Here is a 19,393-nt window from a genome sequence, read left to right on the forward strand (position 1 = left end):
GGCGCGGGCCGGATGTCAGGCCGGCTCGCGGGCCGGATGTCAGGCCGGCTGCACCGCGGCGGGAGCTTCGAGTTCGTAGCCGAGGCGGTCGAGCACCTCGCCGGTCGCGCGGGCGAAGTTGAGCGTGATGAAGTGCAGGCACGGCGCACCCTCGGAGATCAGCCGCTCGCACATCTCCGTCGCTACCTCGATGCCCACCTCGCGCACCGCGGCGCGGTTCTCCTCCGGACCGTCGCCTGCCGCGCGCCGCAGCCGCTCCTCGAGAACGAGCGGCAGGTGCGAACCCGACAGTTCGAGGCTGCGCCGCGCCGAGCGCAGCGACGTGATGGGCATGATCTCGGGGATGATCGGCTTGAGCCCCTGCTCGGCGTCGCAGGCCACGACCCGGTCGCGCAGCCTCAGGTAGTGCTCGACGTCGAAGAACATCTGGGTGATCGAGTACTCGGCACCCGCACGGAGCTTCTGCACGAGATAGCGGGTGTCGTGATCGAGGTCCGGGGACCGGTGGTGTCCTTCGGGGAACGACGCGACGCCCACGTGGAAGTCGCCGAGCTCGCGCACCAGACGCACGAGCTCGTCGGCGTATTCGAGACCTTCGGGGTGCTTTTCCCACTCGCCGAGCGGGTTGCCCGGCGGGTCACCGCGCAGCGCGAGGATGTTGGTGATGCCGCGGTCGGCGTAGGCGCCGATCATCGCGCGCAGTTCGTCGATGCTGTGCCCGACGGCCGTGAGGTGCGCGACCGGCAGGAGGGTGGTCTCCTCGGCGAGGCGTCCGGTGACCCGGACCGTACGGTCGCGGGTGGAGCCCCCGGCGCCGTAGGTCATCGATACGAAGGCCGGGCCGAGACGTTCGAACGTCCGCACGGCGCGCCACAGTCGTCCCTCGGCCTCGGCGTCGCGAGGCGGCGAGAACTCGACGGAGAACGGAATGCGGCCCGAACGCGCGGACCCGAGACGGTCCACGATCGACGGGGTCCGAGAAATCCCGCCGTCCTCGGTTGCCCTGACGAAGTCGCTTGTCACCGGTCCAGCATAGGTGGCGCCCCCGGGGCGGTCGCTACCGGCGACGACCCGACTGTGCGGATAGGCTGGTCGCGGCACCTCCGGCTCACCCGCCTCCGAGGTGCCGTCACCCATCGACCTGGAGGTTTCGTCCTGTCTACCGGCGCCGTTCACCTGTCTGCCGAGCAGCTCCCCCATCGGGTGGAGGACTCCCTCCGGCAGTTCTTCACCTCACGCTCCGACCTGGTCGACTCGGTGGGCAATGGATACCGGCAGGCCGTCGACACGCTCGAGGCATTCGTGCTGCGCGGCGGCAAGCGGGTGCGTCCGCGTTTCGCCTGGACGGGCTGGCTCGGCGCCGGTGGTGACCCGACCGGGCCGGACGCCGAGGCCGTCCTGCAGGCGTGCTCCGCGCTCGAGCTCGTGCAGGCCGCGGCGCTCGTCCACGACGACATCATCGATGCCTCCACCACGCGCCGCGGATTCCCCACCGTGCACGTCGAGTTCACCGAGCAGCACCGGAAGGCCGGCTGGCACGGCAGGCCGGAGCAGTTCGGCGAGTGGGTCGCGATCCTGCTCGGCGACCTCGCCCTGGTCTGGGCCGACGACATGCTGCACTCGGCGGGGCTCGACCCCGCGACCGTCGCGCGCGTGGTCCCGGCCTGGACCGCGATGCGCACCGAAGTGCTCGGCGGGCAGTACCTCGACATCGCCAACGAAGTGGCGGCGGACGAATCGGTGGAGGCCGCTACGCGGGTCAACCGGTTCAAGACCGCGGCGTACACGATCGAACGCCCCCTGCACATCGGCGCTGCCCTCGCCGGCGCCGACGACGACCTCATCGCCGCATACCGCCGCTTCGGCACCGACATCGGCCTGGCGTTCCAGCTGCGCGACGACCTGCTCGGTGTCTTCGGCGACCCCGAGGTCACCGGCAAGCCTTCGGGCGACGACCTGCGCTCGGGCAAGAGGACCGTCCTGTACGCGCTGGCACTGGAGACGGCCGATGCCTCCGATCCGGCCGCGGCCGAGCTGCTGCGCACCTCGATCGGGACCGATCTGTCCGACGCGCAGGTCGAGCACCTCCGCTCGCTGCTCGTCGATCTCGGCGCGGTCGCCCGAATCGAGGACCGCATCTCGGAACTGACCGACAGCGCGTTCGAGGCGCTCGAGGCGTCCGGCGCCACCGAGGAGGGCAAGGCCCTTCTGCGCGAGTCGGCGGTCGCGGCGACGCGACGGGTGGCGTGAGGGCGGTGCGGACCGTTCCCGGCGCCGACCGGGTCGTCGTGGTCGGTGCCGGTCTCGCCGGTCTGTCGGCGGCACTGTACCTGCGCGGCGCCGGTAAGGACGTCACGGTGCTCGAACGCGCCGACGACGTCGGCGGCCGGGTCGGCAGCTATCACGGCCCGGGCTACGAGATCGACAACGGCGCCACCGTGCTGACGATGCCCGAGTTGATCGACGACGCGCTCGCCGCGGTGGGCACCGACCGCAACTCCGTCCGGCCGGCCCTGCGCACCCGGCGACTGTCCCCCGCCTACCACGCGCGGTTCGCCGACGGCACCTCGATCGACGTGCACTCCGACCCCGACGCCATGGTCGCGGAGATCTCACGGGTGTGCGGTCCCGACGAGGCACGCCGCTATCTGGGGTTGCGCGCGTGGCTCGCCGACATCTTCGACGCCGAGTTCGACCGCTTCATGGACGCGAGTTTCGACTCGCCGCTCGACCTGGTCTCGTCCCCGGCGGCGCTGCGCGATCTGGCGCGTCTGCTCCGACTGGGCGGGTTCGGCAGGCTCGGCGCGCAGGTGAACCGCAGGGTCACCGACCCGCGCCTGCGCCGCGTCTTCACCTTCCAGGCGCTGTACGCGGGGGTCGCTCCGGCACGGGCCCTCGCCGTCTACGGGGCCATCGCCCACATGGACACGTCGCTGGGCGTGTACGCGGTGGACGGCGGCATGCGGTCGGTCGCCCGCGCGATGGCCGCGGCGTTCGTCGAGGCCGGCGGACGGCTCGAACTCGGCCGGGAGGTGACCTCGCTCGACCTCTCCGCCGGTCGGGTCGACGGTGTCCGCACCCGCGACGGACAGCGCTTCCCGTGCGACGCGGCCGTCCTGACCCCCGACACCCCGGTGGTCGACGGATTGCTGCCGCGCCGACGGTGCCGCCGCACGCTGGCCGCGCCGTCGGCCGTCGTGCTGCACGGGTCGATCCCCACCGGGGTGACCCGTGGCTGGGCGGCGCAACACCACCACGTGATCGATTTCGGCGGGGCGTGGGACCGCACCTTCGCGGAGATCACCCGCAGCCGCGGACGCGGCCGGCCGATGTCGGATCCCTCGCTGCTCATCACGCGACCGGCACTGTCCGATCCCGGCCTGCGATTCACCCGTAAGGGCGTCGAGCACGAACCGTTGTCGGTGCTGGCGCCATGCCCGAACCTCGACAGCGCTCCGCTGGCCTGGGCCGAGCTCGCGGTGCCCTATCGCAACGAACTGCTCGACGTCCTCGACCGCCGCGGATACGGCGGCATCACGGACGGTTTCCGCGTCGACCACATCGACACGCCGGCCACCTGGCACGCTCGTGGCATGCAGGCGGGCAGCCCGTTCTCGAGCGCTCACGTCTTCCGGCAGACGGGACCGTTCCGGCGTCGCAACCTCGATCCGGCCGTTCCCGGCGTGGTGCTCGCGGGGTCGGCGACGGTGCCGGGCGTCGGTGTCCCCACCGTGCTGTTGTCCGGAAGGCTCGCCGCCGAACGGCTCGGTGTTCCGCGAAGGCGGTGACACCGGGCGCACCACGCTCCGCGTCTCCACTAAACTGTCCTCGTTCGCCAGCTATCTGCGCGCCGCGCATCCACACGTCCACGGGGGAGGAACCGTACCGATGTCGTCCCCTGCCTCGCCCGACGCCGAGCCGCAGACCTCGCCCGCGCCGGAGGGGACGGCCGCACCGGCGGGTGAGCGTCCGAAGCACGCATTCCTGAGGAGTCCCGCCGGCCATGCCGCGCTGCTCGGCGCGTGGGGCGCGGTACTCATGACCTTCGGCAGTTTCGGATCGGGCAGTGTCCGGCGGATCGACCCGCTGCTCGAGGACATCTATCTGTCGTGGCTGCGGTTCGGCCACGGCCAGTTGCTCTCGCGGATCATCCTGTGGGTCGGTGTGCTCCTCATGATCGCAGCGTGGGTGCGCGTCGGCCGGGCGACCCTCGCCGGCCACGTCACGGTGCGCGATCTGTGGACGGTGCTGCCCGCGTGGACCGCTCCCCTGCTGGTCGCGACACCGATGTTCAGCCGCGACGCCTACTCCTACCTCGCGCAGGGCGCACTGCTGCGCGACGGTTTCGACCCGTACGAGGTGGGCCCGGTCGTCAATCCGGGCGTCCTGCTCGACAACGTCAGCAATGTGTGGACAACGACGACCACGCCCTACGGGCCCGTCCACCTGCTGCTCGGTGCGGGCATCACGTCCATCACCGACGACAACGTGGTGACGGGCACCTGGCTGTGGCGCCTGACCATGCTTCCCGGCCTGGCACTCATGGCGTGGGCCGTGCCGAAACTCGCCCGTCGCATGGGCGGAAATCCCGCGATTGCCCTGTGGCTCGCAGTGCTGAACCCGCTCGTACTGATCCACCTCGTCGGCGGTGTGCACAACGAGCTGCTGATGGTCGGTCTCATGATCGCCGGCATCGTGTTCGTGCTCGAGGGCCGGCACCTCGGCGGCATCGCCCTGGTCTCCCTCGGCGCCGCGATCAAGGCCACCGCAGGATTGGCACTGCCCTTCCTGGTGTGGGTGTGGATGATCCACGAACGCGATCGTGCGCTTGCCGAGGGACGCGAACCGGCAGCGCCCGTGCGCCTGTTCGCCAAGGCCGTCGGCCTGGGACTGGGGGTCTTCGCCGCGGTCTTCGGTGGCACCTCGCTGCTCGCCGGTGTCGGCATCGGCTGGCTCACCGCCCTGTCCGGCTCGTCGAAGATCATCAACTGGCTGTCGCTGCCGACGATGATGGCGCACGCCGTCACCTGGGTCACTCCGTGGCGGCTCGGATCGGTCCTCGACATCACACGCATGCTCTGCGCGATCGCGCTGGTGGTGATCCTCGTGTGGGCGTGGTGGCGCTTCCGCCGCACCGAGCGCGACGCGATCTTCGGGATCGTCGTGGCGCTGACTGCGGTGACCCTGCTGTCGCCCGCCGCGCTGCCCTGGTACTACTCCTGGCCGCTCGCCGTCGCCGCCGCCTTCGCGATGTCGCCCCGGGTGCTCATGGTGCTCGTCGCACTGTCGACATGGCTGATGTTGATCTTCAACCCCGACGGGTCGATCGGGATGTACAACATCGCGCACGTCGCGCTCGCGGTGTTCGCCTCGATCGTCGCGGCCCGTTCGCTGGTCACCTACGACCCGCTGCGCCTGCGGTTACGACCTCGACCGGCATCACCCGCCGGCGCTGCCCTGGACGACCGTGCCTGAGCGCCCCACGGGGATCGCGGCAGACGATCTCACCCGGGCCTACGCCTACTGCGCCGAGCTCACCGCCGAACACGGACGCACCTACAACCTCGCGACCCGGCTGCTGCCCGCCTCGCGACGACACGCCGTGCACGCGCTCTACGGCTTCGCCCGACACGTCGACGACATCGTCGACGTCACCGCCGTGGACGACCCGGAGGCCGCGATCCGTGGTGTCGACGACGCGCACAGCCGTCTGCACGCCGCACTCGCGGGCGCTCCCGGCCCGCTCGACCACACCGGTCTCGTGGTCCGCGCGCTTGCCGACACGATCGGGCAGTACCGCATCCCGATCGACTATTTCGAGGCGTTCATCCGATCCATGCGCATGGACGTGCCCGGCACGCCCGAGTTCCGGCCCCGCTACGGGACCATGGAGGAACTGCGCGAGTACATGTACGGCTCGGCGGCGGTGATCGGTCTCGAACTGCTGCCGATCCTCGACGTCGACGATCCGGCCGCCCCGCCCGCCGCAGCCGCGCTCGGGGCGGCGTTCCAGCTCACCAACTTCATCCGCGACGTGGGCGAGGACCTCGAACGCGGACGTCTCTACATCCCGCTCGAACTGTGGTCGGCCTTCGGGGTCGACATCGACCTGCTGCAGGAATGCCGGCGCACCGGCGCGATGGACCCGAGGGTCCGGCGGGCACTCGCCCACGCGGTCGCGCTGACCCGCGCCGAGTATCGCAAAGCCGAACCCGGGCTGGAGGTACTCCCCGACCGGATCCGGCCGGGTATCCGCGCAGCCTTCACGCTCTACGGGCGGATTCTCGACGAGGTCGAACGCAGCGGGTTCCGGGTGCTCGACCGGCGCGCGACGGTTCCGCGCCGCACGCGCGCCGCGGTCATGATCACCGAGTACGTCGCCGGCTCGCTGCTCCGGAAGCGGTAACGACGCCCCGGAGACTCAGAAGGCGAGCGCCTGCGCCCGCCGCACGACCTCGCGCGCGGACTGCGTGTGCATCGCGGCCACAGGGCATCCACCGGGAAGAGAATCGTCCTCGGCGAAGAGCCACCGCAGGATCTCGTCGTCCTCGTAACCGCCGTCGTGTAGCACCGCGATCAGGCCCGGAAGACCCTTGAGAACGTTTCCTTCCTCGTCGAGAAAGGCCTCGGGCAGGACCGGCACGCGGTCGCGCTTGAACGCCAGCAGCTGCCGGTCGCGCACCATCTGGTGTACGCGGGAGGTGGCGACGCCGAGGCTCTTGGCCACGTCGACGAGCTGCACCACGGGCACGGAGCGGTCGAGAACGTCGTCGCAGTAAGGGATTGCACTCACCCCACCACGTTATCGCTGCGGCCGCGCCGGCAGCTACGCGGCTACCGTCCACGGGAGCTGGCTACGATCGACGGGGACGAAATCGCTCCGCACACGCGGAGCCGGAGCTTCGTCACGTCGATACCTCGAAGGCCCGGGTACCGGCGTCCCACCATCACGCACGAGACACGGGGGTACACCGGGTGACCGCTGGAGGCGACCGACTGGTCGGCGTCGTGCTCGACCGGCGTTATCGCATCGAATCGCAGATCGCGCGGGGCGGCATGTCGACCGTCTACCGCGGCACCGACATGCGTCTCGACCGTCCCGTCGCCGTGAAGATCATGGATCCGCAGTTCGCGGCCGATCCCCAATTCCTGGCACGGTTCGAGTTCGAGGCCAGATCCGTCGCGCGATTGACGCATCCCGGGCTCGTCGCGGTCTACGACCAGGGCCAGGACGGCGATCACGTCTTCCTCGTGATGGAGCTCGTCGAGGGCGGCACCCTGCGCGAGCTGCTGCGCGAACGCGGGCCGATGCCGCCGCACGCCGCGGCCGCCGTGGCCGCACCGGTCCTCGGGGCCCTGGCCGTCGCCCACCGGGCGGGTCTCGTGCACCGCGACATCAAGCCCGAGAACATCCTCATCTCCGGCAACGGTGAGGTGAAGATCGCCGACTTCGGGCTCGTCCGGGCGGTCGCCGCCGCGACCACCACCTCGCGCAGCGTGATCCTCGGCACCGCGGCGTACCTGTCTCCGGAGCAGGTGACCATCGGCAGCGCCGACGCGCGTAGCGACGTCTATTCCGCCGGTGTGCTCGTGTACGAGATGCTCACCGGCCGCACTCCCTTCACCGGCGACACGTCCCTGTCGGTGGCGTACCAGCGCGTGGAGAAGGACGTGCCGGATCCGAGTTCGGCCATCGACGGGGTTCCTCCCGAACTGGACGCCTTCGTCCGCCGGGCCACCGAACGCGAACCGACGGAACGCTACGCCGACGCGCAGGTGATGGCCGTCGCGCTCGGCGAGATATGCGACACGCTCGATCTCCCCCGCTACCGGGTTCCGGCTCCGAGACGATCCGCGGTGCGGACGCCACCCGTGGTGGATCCCGATGCCGCGGCACCGACCCGCACCATCGACGGCGCCGCTTCCGGGCCTGCCGATCCTGCTCCGGCGACGACGGTGCTTACCGGCTCGGCCGCGAACTCGCATGCTCCGACGACCGTGCAGACCGCCGTGCCGGCCACGCCCGGCCCGAATGCACCGGCCACGCGCCCGCACCCGACCCGGGTCGCGACCCGCACCCATCCGCGTCCCGACACCGAACCGGTGGCGCCCCCGCCCGACTACGCCGTCGACCGCCGCCGTCAGCGCCGGTCCGCCGCCGGTTGGATCGCCGCGATCATCGTGCTCGCGTTGTTCATGGGGATCGCCGGGTGGTGGCTCGGCGCCGGCCGGCTCAGCGACGTCCCGACCGTGCTGGGACTCGACAAGGCGGCGGCCGTGTCCGCGATCGAGGCGGCCGGATTGTCCAGCGAGATCCGGGGCGAGTACTCCGACGACGTTCCCGTCGACACCGTCCTCGGCACCGACCCCACCGCGGGCTCACGTGTGCCCGACGGCGACACGATCGCGTTGCTCGTGTCGCTCGGCAGACCCACCGTCCCGTCCATTCCCGGCGCCGGTGAGAGATCCGTCGTCGAGGACGAACTGCGGAGCCGCACCTTCGAACCGGTCGAGGGCGGTACCGCGTTCAGCACCACGGTGCCCGAGGGCGGAGTGGCCGCGCTCGACCCCGCGCCCGGCACCGTCCTGCCCGTGGGGTCCGAGGTCGCGCTTGTGATCAGCAAGGGATCGCCGCCCGTGACCCTGCCCGATCTGACCGGGCGCCCGGTCGACGAGGCGCGTCGCATCCTCGACGAGGCAGGCCTGACCGTCGGGGACATCCGTGAGGTCTTCGACGCCGATGTCGACGAGGGGCGGGTCATCGGCACCGACCCGGAGGAGGGCGAAGACGTCAGCGCCGGCGGAACCGTCACCCTCCTTGTATCCAATGCAGTGAAGGTGCCGTCGATGTTGGGACGCTCGGTGGGCTCGGCCCGCGACGAGCTCACCCGCCTCGGATTCGAGGTCGAGGTGCGGCAACTCGGCGACTCCGACCGCTCGGTCGTGATCGGCCAGAATCCCGGGGCGGGGCGGAGAGCAGAACAGGGCAGCACGGTCACGCTGACCGCACTGCCCTGATCCGACCGCCTGTCCCCTACCCGCGGAGCATCTCCGCTGTGATCAACCGCGGAGCATCTCCGCTGCGATCAACCGCGGAGCATCTCCGCGACCAGGAACGCGAGTTCGATCGACTGCTGCGTGTTCAGCCGCGGATCGCACGCCGTCTCGTAGCGACCGTGCAGGTCGAGATCGGAGATGTCCTGGGCACCGCCGAGGCACTCGGTGACGTCCTCACCGGTGAGCTCGACGTGGATGCCACCCGGATGCGTGCCCAGCGCGCGATGCACCTCGAAGAAGCCCTGCACCTCGTCGACGATGCGGTCGAAGTGACGGGTCTTGTAGCCGGTGGACGCCTCGTGGGTGTTGCCGTGCATCGGGTCGCACTGCCAGATCACCTTGTGACCGGAGGCCTCGACGCGCTCGATGATGCCGGGCAGCAGATCGCGGACCTTCGAGTGACCCATCCGGGAGATCAGGGTCAGTCGGCCCGGCGTGTTGTGCGGATCCAGGCGCTCGACGTACTCGACGGCCATCTCCGGGGTGGTCGACGGACCGATCTTCAGACCGATCGGGTTCGACAGCAGTTCCGCGAACGCGATGTGCGCGCCGTCGAGCTGGCGGGTGCGATCACCGATCCACAGGAAGTGGGCCGACAGGTCGTACAGGCGCGGCTTGTCGCCCGAGTTGTCGAGGCGCAGCATCGCGCGCTCGTAGTCGAGGACGAGAGCCTCGTGGCTGGCATAGATCGTCGCCGCGCGCAGATTCGGGTCGATGACACCGCAAGCGTCCATGAATCGCAGACCACGATCGATCTCGGAGGCGAGCGCCTCGTAGCGGGCACCGGCGGGCGAGGCCGAGACGAAGGCCCGGTTCCAGTCGTGCACGCGGTGCAGGTCGGCCTCACCGGCGGCGGTGACGGCACGCACGAGGTTCATCGCGGCGCTCGCGTTCGCGTAGGCGCGCACGAGGCGCGACGGATCGTGCCTGCGCACCTCGGCATCGGCGACCAGCGAGTTGACCATATCGCCGCGGTAGGACGGCAGACCGAGCGCGTCGGTGTCGGACGAACGCGGCTTGGCGTACTGGCCGGCGATCCGCGCGACCTTCACGACCGGCGTCGACGCACCGTAGGTCAGCACCACCGCCATCTGCAGCAGCGTGCGGATGTTGCCCTTGATGTGCGGCTCGGTGTTGTCCGCGAACGTCTCGGCGCAGTCGCCACCCTGGAGGAGGAAGGCCTCACCCCGAGCGACGGCGGCGAGCTGGTTCTGCAGCTCCTCGACCTCGCGGGGCACGGTGATGGGAGGCACGCTCTCGAGCACGGTGCGCATCGCCGCGGCCTGTTCCTCGGGCCAGCTGGGCTGCTGCAGCGCCGGCTTTGCAAGCGCCGCGTCGAGGTTGGTACGCAGCTCCTCGGGCAACGGGGGAAGTTCGGGCAAGCGGTCGATCGGCACGTCGACAGTCCAGTTCACCCGTCCAGGATATGGCGTGACGGCCGGAAGCGGCGCAGCACCCCGTTACCCGCGTCACCGCGACCGGCGAGCAACCTCGATCGCTTCGAACTTTGCGAGGTTGTGGCGGGCGTCGGCGAGGGCGTCGTGGTTGTCGTCCGGCGCCGGGGGCAGGGGCGGTGAGCCCGAGTCCTCCCAATACTGCCGGAGCTCGCGGGTGAAGCGGGGCAGGACGTCCGGGAGTTCGGGCATGGTGCCCCACAGCTGGACGAGCACGACGTGGTCGTAGGCTCCGATCCACGCCCACAGTTCGGGCCGGATGCCCGGTCGTGGCACGAGGAACTTCAGCAAGTCGTCGCGGATCCTCGATCGCGACTTCCAGGCGGGGTGCGCCGGGGGCGGGAGCTTCGGGAGGACGTTGCGGCGCACCCAGGCTCCGGCCCGGGTCGGGTCGAACTCGGTCGACACCGCGTAGAACTCGCGGCCGTCCTCGCAGGCGACACCGATCGAGACGAGTTCGATCGTGCGTCCGTCCTCGATGAACTCGCAGTCGTAGAAGTAGCGCACCTGCTCACCCGGCACGCGTGTCGGGAACGCGGTCCGCGACGGGACCGTCCTGCGGCGGGGTCGCGGCACTGCCGTTCGTCGACGCGCCCGTGTCCCCGACCCCCGACTCGTCCGCCGAGCCCTTGTTCTTGAGGGAGGCGGCGTAGATGTCGACGTACTCCTGGCCCGACAGCTGCATGAGCGAGTACATGACCTCGTCGGTGACTGTGCGCTCCACGAACCTGTTTCCGCCCATGCCCTCGAACCGGGAGAAGTCGATGGGCTCACCGATCCGGACGGTGATCTTCGCCGGTCGCCACATCTTCGACCCGATGGGGTTCATCCGGTCGGTGCCGATCATGGCGACGGGGATCACGGGGACGCCGGTCTCCAGCGCCAGTCGCGCGAGGCCGGTCTTGCCCTTGTAGAGGCGTCCGTCGGGTGAGCGGGTGCCCTCGGGATAGATGCCGAGCAGCTTGCCCTGGCCGAGCACCCGGACCCCGGCGTTGAGCGCATCCTGCGCGGCGTCGGCGCCGGTGCGGTCGATGGGGACCTGCCCGACGGACGAGAAGAACCAGCGCTGGAAGGCGCCCTTGAGTCCGGTGCCGGTGAAGTACTCACTCTTCGCGAGGAAGGTGATGCGCCGACGTACGAGGAGGGGAAGGTAGAACGAGTCGAGGACGGCCCGGTGGTTACTGGCCAGGATCGCCGGTCCGTGCGCCGGAATGTTCTCGCCGCCTTCGAACTTCGGACGTCCTATGAGCCACAGCAGCGGCCCCAGGAGGGCGTACTTGAACAGCCAGTACCACATGGCATCCTTCCCGAATCCGATCATCCCCCACACGGATCGGTGCAGCACCGCCCGCCGGTCGACTCTACGACGACGCGACTGCCCCTCGCACATCGCCCCAGTGCTCGACCCCACCCTTTCAACGTCGACGTGACGATAATCTCACCTCCGGCGAATCTCACCTCCAGTGGAATTCGACTACAGCGGCGGTCGTGAGGTTTCGATCGCGGATCGGGCGAGATCGGCGGCACCGATGAGCCCGGCGGCGTCGCCGAGCTGCGCGACCCGGACGCGCGCGAGAGGACGATGGCCGGCGCCGGTGGTCACGGCCGCGTAGTGCTCGCGCGCGGCGTCGAGGAACAACGGCGCGGAACCGGAGACCCCTCCCCCGATGACGACGAGCTCGGGGTCGTAGACGTCGGCGACGAGCGCCAGTCCGAGCGCGAGCCTGCGGGCGAAATCGTCGAAGGCCGCGAGAGCGACGGGGTCGCCGTCGTGGGCCGCACCGGCGACCCGTCGGCCGGTGAGCGATCCGGGATCCGAGGCGATCTCGCCCGCGAGAACGGACCGCCCGGGTTCGGCCGCGAGCATCTCGACGGTCGTGTCCACGAGACCCGTTCCGCTGCAATACCTCTCCCAACATCCCTGCTTGCCGCACGGGCAGGGCCGCCCGTCGGGCACGACCTGCAGGTGACCGAGTTCGGGCGCCACACCGTAGGCACCGCGATAGATCCTGCCGTCGAGCAGCAGGGCCGCGCCGATGCCCGTTCCGAGCGCGACCATCACCGCGATCGTGCTGCCCGCGGCGGCGCCGAAGCGGTACTCGGCCCAGGCCGCGGCATTGGCGTCGTGTTCGAGAACGACCGGCAACCCGAAGCGCTCGGTGAGCGTCTCGGCGAGCGGCGTATCGCGCCAGGGCAGATGCGGTGCGAACCGCACGGTGGTGCGGTCCTCGGTGAGGAAACCCGCGACCCCCAGCCCGACCGCGCCGATGTCGTTGCGCTCACGCAGATGCTCGACGAGCCGGTGCAGCGCGTTCTCGAGGGCGACCGCGGAGGACGGCGTCTGCGTGCGCACACTGTCGACGACGTCGCCGTTACGGTCGACGGCTGCCGCGCGGATGCTCGTGCCCCCGATGTCGATCCCGACCGTGAGCCCGGGGTCGTGCGTGTTCACGTGCGGAGGTTGACGGAGATCGGCTCGAAGGCCGGACGATCCCGTGTCGGCGGATCGGGGGTCGGCTCGGGCGGGACGCCACCGGTCGAGGGCAGGAACTGCGCGAGGAACTTCCGCAGCAACGCGATCAACGCCGCCAGTTTCGACGCCAGCCTGCTGACCAGTTCGTGGTTCTCGCCGCGAACCAGGGCTGCGGCGGCACAGAGCGGGCACCACGCGCACCCCTTCGGGGTGGTCGCGGCCTCGGCGTCACCCGGCGCCGTCGAACCGGTCGCGGTATCGGGGGCGGTATGAGCAGACGCGTCGCCGGTCGCGGCGACGAACTGCTGCACCGTGCCCTCGACGCGGTCGAGCACGGCGTCGGCGAGCAACAACAACTCGGAGATCAGGGCTTCGTGGTCGTCCCTCACAGCGGCCACACCGCCGGATCCGGTACGAATCGCACCACCAGATCGGTTCCGTCGAACTCGGCATCGGAGACGGTGCACCGCCGCAGCCCCGAGGCGAGTCGCACCCGGCGTCGCATGCCGTCGGCGCCGACGACGAGGTCGTCGCCGATCCGTCCGAGTGTCAGGGACGCGGGATCGGCGAGCGGCAGGTACATGCGCATCGCGTACACCGACTCCACCCCCGTTCCCGATTCTTGCTGCACCCGGACCGGCTCGTCGGTCTCCGACGAGGGAACGAGTGCATCGCGGCGGAGCGCCGTGGCGAGCTCCTCCAGAGCTGCCAACCCTACCGGCTCCGCAGCACGGCGCTCGCACACGATCACGGGAACGTCGGTGACGGCCGCCCCGATCTCGGCGACGATCGCCTCGTGCGCGGCCCGTTGATCGGCCAGCAGCCGTGCAGCCGCACCCGAACCGCCCACCGCGGGGACGACGCCGTTGACGACGACCGCGTCGACGCGAATGCCGGACAGGGCGAGCCACGATCGCACCCGTGCGAGCTCGGCACGACCGGCGCGGTCGGGCGTCGCCACGATCACCGCGGCGCTGCGTCCGCGATCGTCGAGCAGGTCGCGTACCGCGGTGATCCCCGACAGCAACCGATCGAACAGCGCGACGAAGACACCCGTGCGGGGGTCCGGACCGGTGGCCGCCGCGACCCGGCTGTGCTGAGGCCAGATCCGTTCCAGCGAATCGGAGACCGTGCGCGGCGCGGTGAGGGTGCGCAGGGCGTCGGCGGAGGCCGGGGCGTCGACGACGACGAGAGCCCACCGTCCGCTGTCCGCGAGTCGCGCGACCTCGGCGAGCACGAGCAGTTCCTCGACGCCGGGAAGCCCGGTCAGTTCGTCGGGCTCGGGCAGGTCGAACTGGTCTGCGTGCTCGTGCGTCCCGGCGAGCGCCGCCATCGAGGCGAGGACCGCGTAGCGCGTGCGGAGCAGCTGCAGCGAGTCGATCTCGACCATGCCGAGGTTGTCCTCGACGGTGCGGATGTCCGTCGCGCCGGCGTCCCGGTTCGTGGCCGGAGGCAGGTCGAGCACGTCGCCGAGGGAGTGCGCCCGGTCGATGGACACGACGAGCACGGGTTCTCCCGCACGGGCGGTCGCGAGCGCCTCGGCCGCGGCAAGGGTCGTCTTCCCGGCGCCGCCCTTTCCGAGGAACCATCGCACGCGGGCCGGGGCGTGCCGGACGTTCAGCCCTCCACCTGCTTCTTGAGTTCCTTCAGCGCGGTGTCGGTGATGACCTTCTCCGCCTTGCGCTTGAACAGACCGATCATCGGGATCGTGAGATCCACGGTGAGCTGGTAGTCGACGACCGTGGTGCCGCCGGGGGCCTCGGTCAGCACGTACGAACCGGACTGGGCCTTCTGGATCTCACCGCTCTCGAGCTCCCAGCTCACGGCACGGTTGTCGGACGCCCACTTGTACCGCAGGACGTAGGTGTCCTTGACGATGCCGGCGTCGAGGACGAAGCGCACGCGTTCGGCGCGGCCGTCGGGACGATGTTCCACGACCTCCACGGTCTTCGCCGCCGACACCCACGTCGGATAGGCATCGAAATCTGCGATGACCTCCATGACACGCTCGGCCGGCGCGTCGATGGTGATCGACCTCTTCGTCTTCTCGGCCATGTGGTGACGGCTCCCTTTCTCGGTCCCTCGGGTGTGCACCGATCAGTCCCGCCCCGAGGGTCTATCACACACCGTGGGAACAACGGTATCGGGACGACGCTCCTTCGGTGGCTTCAGTGTCGAGGCGGTTCACCTGCCGGACGACCGGCCTCGAGACGCTGCTTGACGTCGAAGGTCATCACCTTCCCTTGGACCCGGCGCGTACGGTTCATTCCCGCGAGGTCGAGACCCGCCACCCGCTCGGGCGCGACACCGGCCGGCTCGCAGTGCAGGAAGTAGTGGATCACCGCGCCGTCGAGAACCGGCTCGATCCACACCTCCATCGTTCCGTCGAGCGGACCCGACACCGTCCACCGGATGCCCTTCTCGACTCGGTCCTGCCGCACGGTCAGTACGAGATCGGGCCACCATGCACGCCACCGATCGAGGGCCGCGACCTCCTCGGCGATGCGCTCCGGAGGCGCCGCTACGAAGGTCTGGTCCGCCACCTGAATGCTGCTCACGCAGAACAGCTTCACATATCGCGTCGGCGGCCCGTCCGGTCACCCCGCCGACGGCGTCACCGTCTCGTTCGGGGGCGCCGAGGCGTCGAGATAACCGCGCAATCTTGCGCCCAGGACGTCCCATCTCCAATCGCTGGAGACCCACTCTCGACCGGCCGCGCCCATCGCGGCGGCACGATCGGGATCGGCGAGGACACCGGACACCGCGGTCGCGACGGCTGTGACGGAGGTGCCGTCGACGACGTAGCCGGTGCGACCGTCGCGCACCGTTTCCGGGGCACCACCCGACCCGCCTGCCACGACGGGCACCCCGGTCGCGGACGCCTCGAGGTACACGATGCCCAGGCCCTCGACGTCGAGACCGCCGCCGCGGGTCCGGCACGGCATCGCGAACACGTCAGCGATGGTGTGGTGCGCGGCGAGCTCGGCCGACGGCACGGTGCCGGTGAATACGACGTGCTCCTCGACATCCGTGCGGCGCGCGAGCTCCCGCAGGCGCGACTCGTACGGTCCGCCGCCGACGATGACGAGGACGGCACCGTCGATCCGCTTCCGGATCGCGGGCAGCGCGCGGATGAGCACGTCCTGTCCCTTGCGCGGCACCAGGCGCGACAGACACAGCACGGTGGGCCGGTCGCCGAGACCGTAACGTGCCCGCAGTTCGGCGCGGGCCGCCGGATCGGGCCGGAAGACGTCGGTGTCCACCCCGGACGGCAGGTGTTCGAGACCCGCTTCGGGGCCGAATGCCGAGGCGAACCGCCCCCTCGTGTAACGACTGACGTAGGTGACGGTGTCGGTGTGCTCGCCGATCCGCCGCAGCGCCTGCCGGGCGGCGGGAAGCATCGACCATCCCACCTCGTGGCCGTGGGTGCTGGCGACGATGCGATGAGCGCCGGCGCGGCGCAGCACGGGCGCCAGCAGCGCCAACGGTGCAGCCGCTCCGAACCAGACGGTGTCGCAGTCGTGTTCGGTGAGCAGCCGCGTGGCCCGTCGCGCGACGTCGGGTGTCGGCAGCATCAGTGTCGTGGGATGACGGACGACCTCGAAGGGGACTCGTGCGTCGAACTTCACATGGCTGTCGCCGCGCCACCGCGGCGCGTAGACGACCAGGTCGTCGGACGGCAGCTGGTTCGCGAAGGCGTGCAGATAGGACTGGATGCCCCCCGGTCGGGGCGGGAAATCGTTCGTCACCAGCAGGGTCCGCGACATGGGACCACCGTAGAAGCAGCGCGACGGGAAGGCGCCGACGGGTCCCGAGCTCCGGACGGTGCCGATGGGCCCGGCCCGGACCGTCCCGGTCAGCGGATGTCGCGGATGCGCTCTCCGAGCCAGCGACCCCAACCGCCCACGAAGCCGGCGGTGTCGACGCCGAGCAGGTCTGTGAGCACGTCGTCGAGGTGTTCGTCGGTGACGGGACCCGCGGCGAGGGCGCGGTAGAGGGAGACGAGCGTGTCGTGTCCGAACTGGTCCGCGGTGTACGCGGCGATCGACCAGGAGCTCTCGTAGGCGAGCGTCGACCGGTCGCCGATGAAGTCGCCGTCGGCGGGCAGCGACGTCGGTGCACCCGACGCCCGTACCTGCCGGGTCAGCGTCGGCGCGATCCGCTGCACGTCGACCGGCCCGGTGGCGAGGCCCTCCGCGGCCGTGCGGTGGCCGACGTAGTCGGCGAAGCCCTCGAGGACCCACATCGGGGAGCCGTCCACGGTGCCGGCGCGTGCGGCGACGTGCACCGTCTCGTGCGCGAGCACGATCCGGCGGGAGGTGTCGTCCAGCCGGTCGCTCGCGGCCGGGTTGAAGACGATGCGCTGCCCGGTGGCGATCCCGCGCTCGTGGTCGACATCGTCGGAGACCGCGACGGCCGCGATGTCGTCGCCGTCGTGTCGTGGCCCGACGAGGTGCGAGAACTCTTCGTGTGAGGACGTCACGACCACCAGTGCGCGTCGCGGCCAGGAATCGCCCCAAAGGTCGTCGACAGCCTCGACCACCGACGGCAGGTCGCCTGCCAGGTCGTCGACGAAGGCGGCGTTGTCCGGGTGTCCGATCACGAGCGAGCGACCACCCTCGGTCTGCGCGGTCGCGAGGTGGAGGCTGCCGTGGTCCCAGGGCCCTCGCCAGGTGACGGTCTGCGCCCCGGCGAGATCGGGTGCGTCGTCGGCGATCCGCCAGCCCTGCGGCCGGTGGACGAACAGCACGGTCACCGGTCGCCGGGTGGGTATGTCGTCGATTCCGTCCACGGCGTACCGCAGGTGGACGCGGTGCGCCCGTACCTCGTCGGCCGCGAACCGGGCGATCGTCTCGGGCGGCAGGGGCAGCGCGGGTTCGGAGGCGACTTCGTAGCCGAGATCGGCGAGGGGAACGGCGGAGATCGCCGCGATCCGCTCCCGTTCGGCGTCGAGGAGTTCCGGAGACGCGTCGTCGATCAACTCCGCGAGGGACCCGTCGTCGCCGGTCCGGACGGCGTGCGCCCAGTCGTCGAGCACGACCTGCAGTTCGGCCCGTACCCGACTGTCGGCGTCGTCGGTGTCCACCGGGTCGACGGCCAGCAGCAGTCCTGCCGTGACCAGCGCGACCACGAGTCCGGCCAGGCCGAGACGTTCCCACTTGCGGGTACCGGCGGTGAAGGACGATCGCGCGGGCACCGCGTCAGTCTAGGTCGGTGTCCGAGGGTGGTCCCGTACGCCCTCGCCCACCGGCTGCGATCCCGCCTCTACCCGGTCAGTACCGCCGGGCGCTGTGGAACGGGAAGCGATCGATCGACTGCACCTTCACCGGCACACCGAAGGTCGACGCGTGCACCATGTTGCCATCGCCGACGTACATGCCGACGTGGGAGGCGTCGTCGTAGAAGATCACGAGGTCGCCGGGCTGCAGATTGTCGCGGGAGACGGGGATGCCGCCCTGCGCCTGGGCCTGACTCGACCGGGGCAGTGATTTGCCGACCTGGTTGTACGCCCACACCATGAGTCCCGAGCAGTCGAACTGGTCGGGGCCGGTCGCGCCCCACACGTACGGCGAGCCGATCCGCGACAGGGCGGCGCGGAGCGCGGCGCCGTTGCTGCCGGGGACGAGGTGCTGCAGGATCTTCTCGGCGTCGAGGCCCGGAGGGAAGGGAGTGCCGGCGAGTTCGGCCTTCTCCGCGTCGCTCAGCGCCTCGAAGGCGTTCAGGACCCCTTCGATCTGCTCCTCGAGTTCGGCCTGTCGCCGCTGGAGTTCGTCGCGGAGGGTCTGGGCCTGCTCGGCGGCGGCACGCGCCTCGTCGGCGGCATGCTGCGCGGCGACGGCCGCCTCGGCCGCAGCGGCGGTGGCCGCCCGGAAGCCCTCGACCTCACGCGAGGTCTGCTCGCCCAGGACGTCGAGCAGGACCATCTGGTCGAGCATTTGCTGGGGCGAGTCGCTCACCATGACGGCGAACAGCCGGTTGGTGCGCGCACCGCGGTAGTTGGCCCGCGCGAGCTTGTCGACGGTGGGCTTGAAGCGGGCGATCTCGGCGCGAGCGGCGCCGAGCGCGTCGTCGGCCTGGCCGGCACGCACCTCGGCCTCGTGCTGCGCAGCGACCTTCGCTTCGAGATCCGCCCCGGCGGCGTGCAACGCCTCGGTGGCCTGTTCGCTGCGACGCGACAGATCCGCGAGGTGCTCGAGGCGTGCTGCCGGGCTCTCCCCTGCGGGTTGCGCCGTCGCCGGCGCCAGGGTGAAACCGAGGACCATCATCACGAGGGCTACGACGAGCGCCGGACGGCCGGTCCGTCGCCTGTCCTGCACTCGTACGAGGTGCTTCGTCCTGTCGGAAACCACGTGGGCTCGCATCCTTTCCCAAAGGTCTCGATCAGGTTACGGAATTGCATAGGTTTGTG

18 protein-coding genes are annotated in these 19,393 nt (G+C 70.4%); 5 read left to right on the plus strand and 13 right to left on the minus strand.

From position 1 onward, the window contains the following. Positions 1 to 39 precede the first annotated feature (39 nt). Positions 40 to 984 (minus strand): methylenetetrahydrofolate reductase [NAD(P)H], encoded by a 945-nt coding sequence (metF, locus tag ACQR3U_RS12190; protein ID WP_230810287.1) that lies wholly within the window; start codon positions 982 to 984, stop codon positions 40 to 42. A 219-nt stretch (positions 985 to 1,203) separates the two neighbouring features. Between metF and ACQR3U_RS12195 the strand changes: the two genes are divergently transcribed. From ACQR3U_RS12195 to ACQR3U_RS12210, 4 genes are all read left to right on the plus strand, one after another. After that, positions 1,204 to 2,250, plus strand: coding sequence for a polyprenyl synthetase family protein (locus ACQR3U_RS12195; protein ID WP_230810265.1), 1,047 nt, complete (start codon positions 1,204 to 1,206; stop codon positions 2,248 to 2,250). A gap of 5 nt (positions 2,251 to 2,255) precedes the next feature. After that, positions 2,256 to 3,788: a phytoene desaturase family protein gene (gene crtI, locus ACQR3U_RS12200; protein ID WP_230810264.1), complete on the plus strand. Its 1,533-nt coding sequence runs from the start codon at positions 2,256 to 2,258 to the stop codon at positions 3,786 to 3,788. A gap of 100 nt (positions 3,789 to 3,888) precedes the next feature. Next, complete coding sequence (locus ACQR3U_RS12205; protein WP_170318566.1) at positions 3,889 to 5,475, plus strand: alpha-(1->6)-mannopyranosyltransferase A; 1,587 nt, start codon at positions 3,889 to 3,891, stop codon at positions 5,473 to 5,475. Further along, complete coding sequence (locus ACQR3U_RS12210; protein ID WP_019289765.1) at positions 5,468 to 6,406, plus strand: phytoene/squalene synthase family protein; 939 nt, start codon at positions 5,468 to 5,470, stop codon at positions 6,404 to 6,406. Before ACQR3U_RS12205 ends, ACQR3U_RS12210 begins: the two co-directional genes overlap by 8 nt. A 15-nt stretch (positions 6,407 to 6,421) precedes the next feature. Here the strand turns inward: ACQR3U_RS12210 and ACQR3U_RS12215 are convergent, their stop codons facing one another. Next, positions 6,422 to 6,793, minus strand: a complete 372-nt coding sequence (locus tag ACQR3U_RS12215) for an Rv2175c family DNA-binding protein (protein ID WP_024101284.1) — start codon at positions 6,791 to 6,793, stop codon at positions 6,422 to 6,424. Positions 6,794 to 6,975: 182 nt separating this feature from the next. On the opposite strand from ACQR3U_RS12215, the gene pknB reads away from it, so the two are divergent. Then, positions 6,976 to 9,018, plus strand: a complete 2,043-nt coding sequence (gene pknB, locus ACQR3U_RS12220; protein WP_121209173.1) for a Stk1 family PASTA domain-containing Ser/Thr kinase — start codon at positions 6,976 to 6,978, stop codon at positions 9,016 to 9,018. Between the two features lie 68 nt (positions 9,019 to 9,086). On the opposite strand, the gene ACQR3U_RS12225 is transcribed toward pknB, so the two are convergent. The 11 genes from ACQR3U_RS12225 to ACQR3U_RS12275 form a co-directional block, all read right to left on the minus strand. Next, on the minus strand, positions 9,087 to 10,472 hold the full coding sequence (locus ACQR3U_RS12225) for a class II 3-deoxy-7-phosphoheptulonate synthase (protein ID WP_230810263.1): 1,386 nt from the start codon (positions 10,470 to 10,472) through the stop codon (positions 9,087 to 9,089). A gap of 54 nt (positions 10,473 to 10,526) precedes the next feature. Continuing rightward, positions 10,527 to 11,018 carry a polyadenylate-specific 3'-exoribonuclease AS gene (locus ACQR3U_RS12230; RefSeq protein WP_006554164.1) on the minus strand — a complete coding sequence of 164 codons (492 nt, stop codon included), beginning with the start codon at positions 11,016 to 11,018 and terminating at the stop codon, positions 10,527 to 10,529. A 4-nt stretch (positions 11,019 to 11,022) separates the two neighbouring features. Beyond that, on the minus strand, positions 11,023 to 11,808 hold the full coding sequence (locus tag ACQR3U_RS12235) for a lysophospholipid acyltransferase family protein (RefSeq protein WP_006554165.1): 786 nt from the start codon (positions 11,806 to 11,808) through the stop codon (positions 11,023 to 11,025). A gap of 177 nt (positions 11,809 to 11,985) precedes the next feature. Continuing rightward, the gene (locus tag ACQR3U_RS12240) at positions 11,986 to 12,963 is read right to left on the minus strand and encodes an ROK family glucokinase (RefSeq protein ID WP_006554166.1); all 978 of its coding nucleotides are present in this window, start codon (positions 12,961 to 12,963) and stop codon (positions 11,986 to 11,988) included. Beyond that, positions 12,960 to 13,382 (minus strand): hypothetical protein, encoded by a 423-nt coding sequence (locus ACQR3U_RS12245; RefSeq protein ID WP_039585177.1) that lies wholly within the window; start codon positions 13,380 to 13,382, stop codon positions 12,960 to 12,962. Before ACQR3U_RS12245 ends, ACQR3U_RS12240 begins: the two co-directional genes overlap by 4 nt. Beyond that, positions 13,370 to 14,578, minus strand: coding sequence for an ArsA family ATPase (locus tag ACQR3U_RS12250; protein ID WP_006554168.1), 1,209 nt, complete (start codon positions 14,576 to 14,578; stop codon positions 13,370 to 13,372). Before ACQR3U_RS12250 ends, ACQR3U_RS12245 begins: the two co-directional genes overlap by 13 nt. 23 nt (positions 14,579 to 14,601) lie before the next feature. Further along, a complete protein-coding gene (locus ACQR3U_RS12255) occupies positions 14,602 to 15,039 on the minus strand; it encodes an SRPBCC family protein (protein WP_006554169.1) in 438 nt (145 codons plus the stop codon). Between the two features lie 113 nt (positions 15,040 to 15,152). Next, positions 15,153 to 15,542 (minus strand): polyketide cyclase / dehydrase and lipid transport, encoded by a 390-nt coding sequence (locus tag ACQR3U_RS12260; protein ID WP_230810262.1) that lies wholly within the window; start codon positions 15,540 to 15,542, stop codon positions 15,153 to 15,155. A gap of 39 nt (positions 15,543 to 15,581) precedes the next feature. Beyond that, positions 15,582 to 16,751, minus strand: coding sequence for a glycosyltransferase family 4 protein (locus ACQR3U_RS12265; protein WP_230810261.1), 1,170 nt, complete (start codon positions 16,749 to 16,751; stop codon positions 15,582 to 15,584). Between the two features lie 89 nt (positions 16,752 to 16,840). Continuing rightward, on the minus strand, positions 16,841 to 18,181 hold the full coding sequence (locus ACQR3U_RS12270) for a hypothetical protein (RefSeq protein WP_230810260.1): 1,341 nt from the start codon (positions 18,179 to 18,181) through the stop codon (positions 16,841 to 16,843). Positions 18,182 to 18,257: 76 nt separating this feature from the next. Beyond that, positions 18,258 to 19,301 carry an NlpC/P60 family protein gene (locus ACQR3U_RS12275; RefSeq protein WP_006554173.1) on the minus strand — a complete coding sequence of 348 codons (1,044 nt, stop codon included), beginning with the start codon at positions 19,299 to 19,301 and terminating at the stop codon, positions 18,258 to 18,260. Positions 19,302 to 19,393 lie beyond the last annotated feature (92 nt).

The organism is Rhodococcus sp. IEGM1339 (genome assembly GCF_050321925.1).
Taxonomy (GTDB): Bacteria; Actinomycetota; Actinomycetes; order Mycobacteriales; family Mycobacteriaceae; genus Rhodococcus; species Rhodococcus pyridinivorans.